Here is a 6,648-nt window from a genome sequence, read left to right on the forward strand (position 1 = left end):
CTCAGACACTCGATTAGACATGATCTCAAGGAAGTCATAGCCATATAATGACGGACCCAGTATGGATATTGTCGACTCAAAGAGTCATAGATACCACAGCACGGATACCCGCGACTTTAGGCGCGGGAGGAAGCGCGTCCGCTTGACTACTCTACTACCGTTCTCTGCCGGGACTGCTCCCGATTGTATATTAACCGTTATAAACATAGTCGTCATATATGATGTATGAAGGTCAGGCGAACTGTTCAAGTCAAACTTGAAGTGACCGAAAGCGACACCGACCTTCTTCACGAGACGATTCGACAGTTCCGATGGGCCGCCAACTACGTCGTTCTGAACGCTCAAAACGACGACGGCTACGTCGAAACGAGCAAAGGCAAACTCAACAGCCGCACGTACGACGACGTTCGTCGTGCAACGGAACTTCACGCGAATCTCGTTCAAGCAGCACGAAGCCGCGCGGCAGACGCGTTGAAATCCGTCGTGACGAAGTGGAAACGCGGAAAGAACGCGAGTCTTCCGCACTTCTCGTCGCCGTTCCTCGAATACGACAAGCGGAGCGCGACGTTCCACGACGACTACGCGTCGCTTTCGACTGTTGACGGTCGAATCACCGCCGACTACGTGTTGCCTGACGACGAACGCGAGACGCCCCATTCTGAGTACCTCTTTTCCGACGACTACGAGACAACCGGCGCGACGCTTCACTACCGCGAAACCACGGACGAGTTCTATCTTCATGTCAGAACAAAGGCTGACGTGGACGCTCCCGAACCACGCGAGAACGGAACGGTTCTCGGCGTGGACTTTGGAGTCGAAAACATCGCCGTCACATCGACTGGCGTGTTTTGGTCGGCATCTGAACTTGATCACTGGCACCGCGAATATGAAAAGCGTCGTGCATCGCTCCAACAGTGTGGCTCGCGTAACGCTCACGAGAATATGCAAGCGGTCGGTCTGAAAGAGACGGGCCGTTTCGAGCAACTGCTTCACCGCGTGTCGAACGAACTGGTTGAGAAGCCGACGAATGCGACTGTTCGCATATCGCCTTTGAAGACCTCACAGATATCCGCGACCGAATGCCCGGCGCGAAACGACTTCACGCATGGGCGTTCCGCCGCCTCTACGACTACACGGCGTACAAAGCCGAAGAGCGCGGTATTTCGGTTCAGCAGGTGAATTCAGCGAATACCTCGCGTCGGTGTTCGTCCTGTGGGTTCACTCACGAGAACAACCGTTCGTCGCAGGACAACTTTGAGTGCTTGAGGTGCGGCTACGCGAACCACGCAGATTACAATGCGGCGAAGAACATCGGTTACAGACTCCTTGGCAAGCAAACTGCTGGCGAAGGAGGCGCACCCGTAGGCGTGCGCTTGAACACCGGGATGATCAACGCGAACGGGGTTACAGCCGTACCACCATTGGTTAGAGCGGGAGTCCATGGTGAATGCCACGGCCTTTAGGCCGTGGTAGCTTACTCTGTGATCCGTAACTTGTCGTCGACTTCAAATAGATACCCCCGAAGTAAGAGCGTCTCAAGAAGATCTTCGACGAGGAGTGGTTCCATGTCATGTGTCTGAAGTACGCGATCGGCTTGCTCGTAGGTGAACGACTCGTTCGAATCGAAGCGAGCACGGAGATGTGACAGTGCTTCCGTTGCCAGTGGTGATAACGGTGTGTACTCGGAATCCCGAGGTGAATTCATTACCAGGAGTGCCTTTGTAGCTCAGGAAGTTAAGAATTCGCCCTAAATCCGATTATGCATTGCTGACCGCCGAGTCCAACGTCTTCCAGACAATATTGAATGATGGTGGTTCACTCCTCAAGTCGGAGAGTGTGGTTTTCCACTGTTGCAGAACATCCTCACGCTGTTCCGTCGGTAACCCGGTGCCGAGGTTGACAACAAAGTCGTCATGGTTGCATTTCGCCCCAAAGGCGGGAATGACTGTGTCGAAATCAATATCGACTGATTCGGTTTCCAAATGATAGAGGTCGTAGTAGTCTCGAGCAGAATCTCGTTGAGAAATCGCTTGAAACTTCTCCGCGAAGATCTCCTCGACACGGTATGCAAGAATCTCGACCTCCGGAACATCCTCTTGTACTCGTGAGTGTGTCGACCCGTGTCGTTCGCGCCGAATCTGTCCTCGCTGCTGTACTACTCCATGGTGTGTTCAACGGCTTTATAGGACTCATCATCACCTATGCCACGGCAGACAACGCTGTTCTTGCAGAACTGGTCAACGGTTCCGTTAGTGTGGCTGACATCGTCGCCTTCAGACTTGCTACAGTTGTAATTGCACTGACGAAGGCGTCCTCGGTTATCCAAGAAATGCTTAGCAATGAACCATCGATCTCGGCCTCCAAGCAATCGACGGTCGGGACGACAGACGCCAGTTTTCCATCGCTGAGTTGCAGAGCTATATGACTAAAAATTGACTTGAGGATTCGCCCGTTTTGAATTCAAACAAATTGCTACATCGCAGTGAATTCCTCACCGGAATCAGGGAGATACTCGATGATACTCCGGTGAGCGCCGAACTCGCTGATGACCGTTTGCAGTGCGTCTACGACGGTCGCAATATCACGATTGACCTCGTGTTCGCGATACGTGCCGCCATCTTGGCCACGGTGTTCCATCTGGGAAAGAGTAAGATTGAGAATCTCGAAATCAGAGAGGAAACTCCGCATTCGACGGGCTGTGCGGGGATCACGTCCCTGAAATTCACAGAGTTCCTTGTAACGCTGGTACACAACACGTGAGCGGGCCGGGGTTGCGTTCTCAGCGGCGAGTGTTATCAGTGCGTATAAGGTGAGTTGCTCATGTTCGGTAAGATCGCGCATGATGTCCATGCTCTGCTGGGCCTCGAGTTTCTCCTGTGCACGTTCGACGTGGTTGGTCGTAACTGCTTCTGCATTCTCCGTTCGAGCGAGATCGCCGGCTTTCCGCAGGAGCATAATTGCCCGTCGAGCATCACCACCGTCCTGTCGACCGAGCGCTGCACAGAGTGGAATCACCCCATCCTCGAGCGCGTTTTGATGGAATGCAATTTCGGCTCGCTGTTCGAGCACCTTTTGGAGTTCTTCTGTTCCGTACGGTGGGAATGAAATCTCTGTTTCACAGAGCGATGACTGCACCTTTGCATCGAGATGCTCTCGGAACGTCGAGTCGTTACTAATGCCGATAAGACCGAGCTGAATATTGTCAATGTAGCCGTTGTTATCGGCGCGGGTAATCTGATAAAGGAACGTATCGTCTGTGATATGGTCGATCTCGTCAAGGATAATCAGGACGGTTCCCGAGTGTTTGTTAAGTTCGTTCCAGAGAAGGCGATAGACTTTAGATTGTGGATGGCCGGTTTCGGCGATATGATGTTCGGGTTCCCGGAAATTGTTAACCAGGCTGATTGCGGCTTGATAACTCGTGCTGAGACCGTCACAGTTGACAGTGACGACTGAGATATCGACATCAAAGTGATCCGCGGAGTCTTCCAATTCGTTGAGCAGAAAGTTCGTCACCGCAGTCTTTCCGACCCCTGTCTTCCCGTAAATGAAAATATTGTCGGGATACTCCCCATTGATCACCGGCTGTAGAGCGGCTTCGTACTCTTCAATTTCGTTGTCTCGTCCAACGATCTCGTCAGGAACGTACTCTACTTTTAGTGTATTCCGTCGCTTGTAGAGCGTATCATCCGGTTGGAATCGAGGAGCCATTCTGGTCTCAAATTAAGTTAGCCATGTATGATAATTGTTTCCACCGACGTTTCCGCTATTTCCAGTATAACCACTAGTGGGTGTGAGTTCCAGTAATGGATTCACACCCCATCATTTCCAGTAGTGAGAACCTCACTCGCCTTAAGGAGCGAAGCTTCCTACTGACAACCTCACTGTAGAGTTCATTTCTTCTAATCGACAGTTTCCACGTTGATGAAACCGCCTCTTTGGTAGTCAATTGACGATTCTGTTACCAAGACACCCCATCATTTCCAGTAAAAATTGAGGTCACAATGCGGCTACTGACACCACCATTTCCAGTAAATGCCACGCGAACAAGTTCTCAAGGGACCGAGAGCATGAACCACCATGTTCCAGTATTTCCAGTAAATGGTTGTTTATAAGTAGAATCCACCCCACCGTTTCCACTAATTAGCCGAGAGAAGGAGATCGGCAGCAGGCGGGTAGGTGAAATTGTGTAGATACTCGGGACACCCCCTCCCCACTATTTCCAGTAAACTGTTCCAGAAGTGTCTGCCCTTCTTTGAGAAACTCTAAATGAGTGGAAAGTTTTATGGCCTTAGTCTTCTAGTTACTCCGTAGGATCGGGAAAATTCAGTTACTAGAGTATATATACTAGTGAAATTATCTACAGCAGAAATTTCTTCCGGCCTCTTCCGTGTTTTACTGGAAGCAATGGGGGGAGAGTGTTAGCCTCAAATTTCTTATTGAGTTATGTAATCGTATTAGCGGAAACGGTGGGGTCTGACGTGTGACCGACGAGCCTCTCTATTGAGTGTACCCTGGGCGTGGCATGTGGCAATCGAAACCCACATTTTTCATCGGCGATCAAGGCGGATACCCCCACTCTTGAGGTCAGTGAGAAAGCCGATACTCGATTGAGTGCCCAATCGTTACGTGTCTCGTCCCATCCTCGTTTGAAGTAATTGGACAGCCCTAAGCGTTGTCAGTCACGGACTGCCAGTCAACCACCCTCGAAGTCGGGATCGGTAACCCGTGAACGCCTGACACTCGGGATAGAGTAATCCCGTACACATTGGGTACCACGCGACGGGTCCACCGACAAGCCTCGGAATTTGTGCTCAAGCAGTTGATAAGCATTGAATCCACGAATTGGAACTTTCGTGGAAGGCGTGGTCGATTAGTACTGGGAGGCCAGCCCAGTCCAGAGCCTTCGGCACCGGTGGAGCCGTGCTAATTCAGTGTACCTCGTGTCAGCAGCATACCGACGGCGGGTACACTTCATACTACGAGTGGATAGTATTTGGTTAATGACCAGCTTAACTAACACTATCTCGCTGATGTCTCTCCTTACTGTTTTTATTTTGTATAATAGATAAACAAAAGATTCCCGTGCCTTTCTGCAAGTAAACTAGACCGAGTACTTCGAAAGCACCCTCAAGACGAGTTATTTTGAATCGAACGTTCTGCTCACTCTTTAGACCACGCTATGCGGTCGCCTGCTCGGCGAGATGTTCGACATCTTCCAGATTATCTGGAACGAGAACTAACCGAAGTCGGGGACGACCGACATCGATTGGCACCTTCTCCGTGTCTATCAGACCACGGTCCTCGAGTCGGGTTTTGACTCGCGAAAACGTCGCTTTACTTGCCACGCCTGTGTCTTCGCCCCACTTACTGATATCATAGAGGAGGAGCTCGTTGTTCGCACCAACCAACAGCGCGATAGTGACTTCATCAAGTTCATCGTCTTCACCGGGAATCCTCTCAACCGATTCGAAAACCATCATAAAGTCGTCCTCGACTTCGTCTCCGAACTCCTCGTTGAGTGTTTCTCGGACACGCGAAAGGGGTGGTGTTCGCAAATTGAATGTCTCGCCATCCTCCCAATCGCCTGAAAAGGCTGATTGGATGTTTTCCACTAGCTCTCCGTCCTCCGAATGCATCCCAATTAGCTCGTCATCCAATGATATGACCGTCACGACTTGCTCGTCACTAACCAGCAAAGAACTTCGTGCGATATTAGTCGTCATGCGAAGTTCCAGTGTGTCCTGATCGATTAAGTCTGCAATCTGGCTTGCAAGGATGAAATCCTCCGTCGACGATTTCAATACATCGGGTGTTGCAAGCACCTGCAGGGTAGGAAGAGCATCATCGACGGATGCTGCTGTCACTATAATCGTTCGAAACACGGCCGGTGCTGGGTTGACGATGAGAATGGAGTCTGCGTCTTCGAAGAGCGCGTGAATAGTTTCGTCGAGTTCTTGATCGAACACAGCAGCTTGTGTGGACATATAGAATTCGACTATTTGCACTTCCTTTGTTCTATTTACATTGCTAATTGTAGGTAAGAGCTAAAATTAGAGGATGGCTCAGACTATCGTGATAAGTTGGTCTTGAAAGACTTTTTCATAATAGTCTAATTTGTTTTGGATGTCGTGAATACTTGCTGGATGTTGCTTATAGAATTGCAGGCGAGAATACCACGCTTTTGAGGGTGTGGATGAATCCATCTTTGGTCACTTTCACTGTACAGTAACGTCTTAGGTGCTTTCCTCGTGTATCTGTATCCGTCCATCCGATGATACCTCATCGGGTTCTGACAGTCCGTAAACTGGCAGTTGACTCGGTGTTTGACGCATCAAAAACGTAATCCCTCGGACACGCTGACCGACACAAAATACCCAAGTATCTCCGAGTCCCGTCCGGGAAACCGACGAGATAGGAGTAACGGTACGGTGGCAGTGCCAGCACCTCGTCGGTGTGCGAACCGTAAACATCCCAACAAACCACCCCGTGATGGGTGTGGGAGGTCCGCGTCTTTAGCTGCGGAAGGATGTCAACCAAAAGGCAATCAGTATCGAATGTGTCGCCGTTTGGCACTGTCTAGTTAGGCCAGTTTAAGAAGCGAGCAGTTCCGTGGTTTTGGTGTCTATGCTCAACCAAGAACTGCTC

General features: G+C 50.6%; 4 protein-coding genes and 1 pseudogene. 2 read left to right on the plus strand and 3 right to left on the minus strand.

Annotated elements, in window-relative coordinates; translation table 11 throughout:
• Positions 1–225 precede the first annotated feature (225 nt).
• A pseudogene (locus AC1XDK_RS16500) lies at positions 226–1,463 on the plus strand (RNA-guided endonuclease InsQ/TnpB family protein).
• A 294-nt stretch (positions 1,464–1,757) separates the two neighbouring features.
• On the opposite strand, the gene AC1XDK_RS16505 reads toward AC1XDK_RS16500, so the two are convergent.
• The gene (locus AC1XDK_RS16505) at positions 1,758–2,138 is read right to left on the minus strand and encodes a nucleotidyl transferase AbiEii/AbiGii toxin family protein (RefSeq protein ID WP_483351069.1); all 381 of its coding nucleotides are present in this window, start codon (positions 2,136–2,138) and stop codon (positions 1,758–1,760) included.
• Here AC1XDK_RS16505 and AC1XDK_RS16510 point away from each other — a divergent pair.
• Positions 2,105–2,425 (plus strand): hypothetical protein, encoded by a 321-nt coding sequence (locus AC1XDK_RS16510; RefSeq protein ID WP_483351057.1) that lies wholly within the window; start codon positions 2,105–2,107, stop codon positions 2,423–2,425. The two genes, AC1XDK_RS16505 and AC1XDK_RS16510, sit on opposite strands and share 34 nt — an antisense overlap.
• 47 nt (positions 2,426–2,472) lie before the next feature.
• Here the strand turns inward: AC1XDK_RS16510 and AC1XDK_RS16515 are convergent, their stop codons facing one another.
• On the minus strand, positions 2,473–3,711 hold the full coding sequence (locus tag AC1XDK_RS16515) for an orc1/cdc6 family replication initiation protein (protein WP_483351058.1): 1,239 nt from the start codon (positions 3,709–3,711) through the stop codon (positions 2,473–2,475).
• A 1,469-nt stretch (positions 3,712–5,180) separates the two neighbouring features.
• Positions 5,181–5,987, minus strand: coding sequence for a transcriptional regulator TbsP (tbsP, locus tag AC1XDK_RS16520; RefSeq protein WP_483351059.1), 807 nt, complete (start codon positions 5,985–5,987; stop codon positions 5,181–5,183).
• Positions 5,988–6,648: the final 661 nt, after the last annotated feature.

The organism is Haladaptatus sp. HS23, assembly GCF_056892285.1.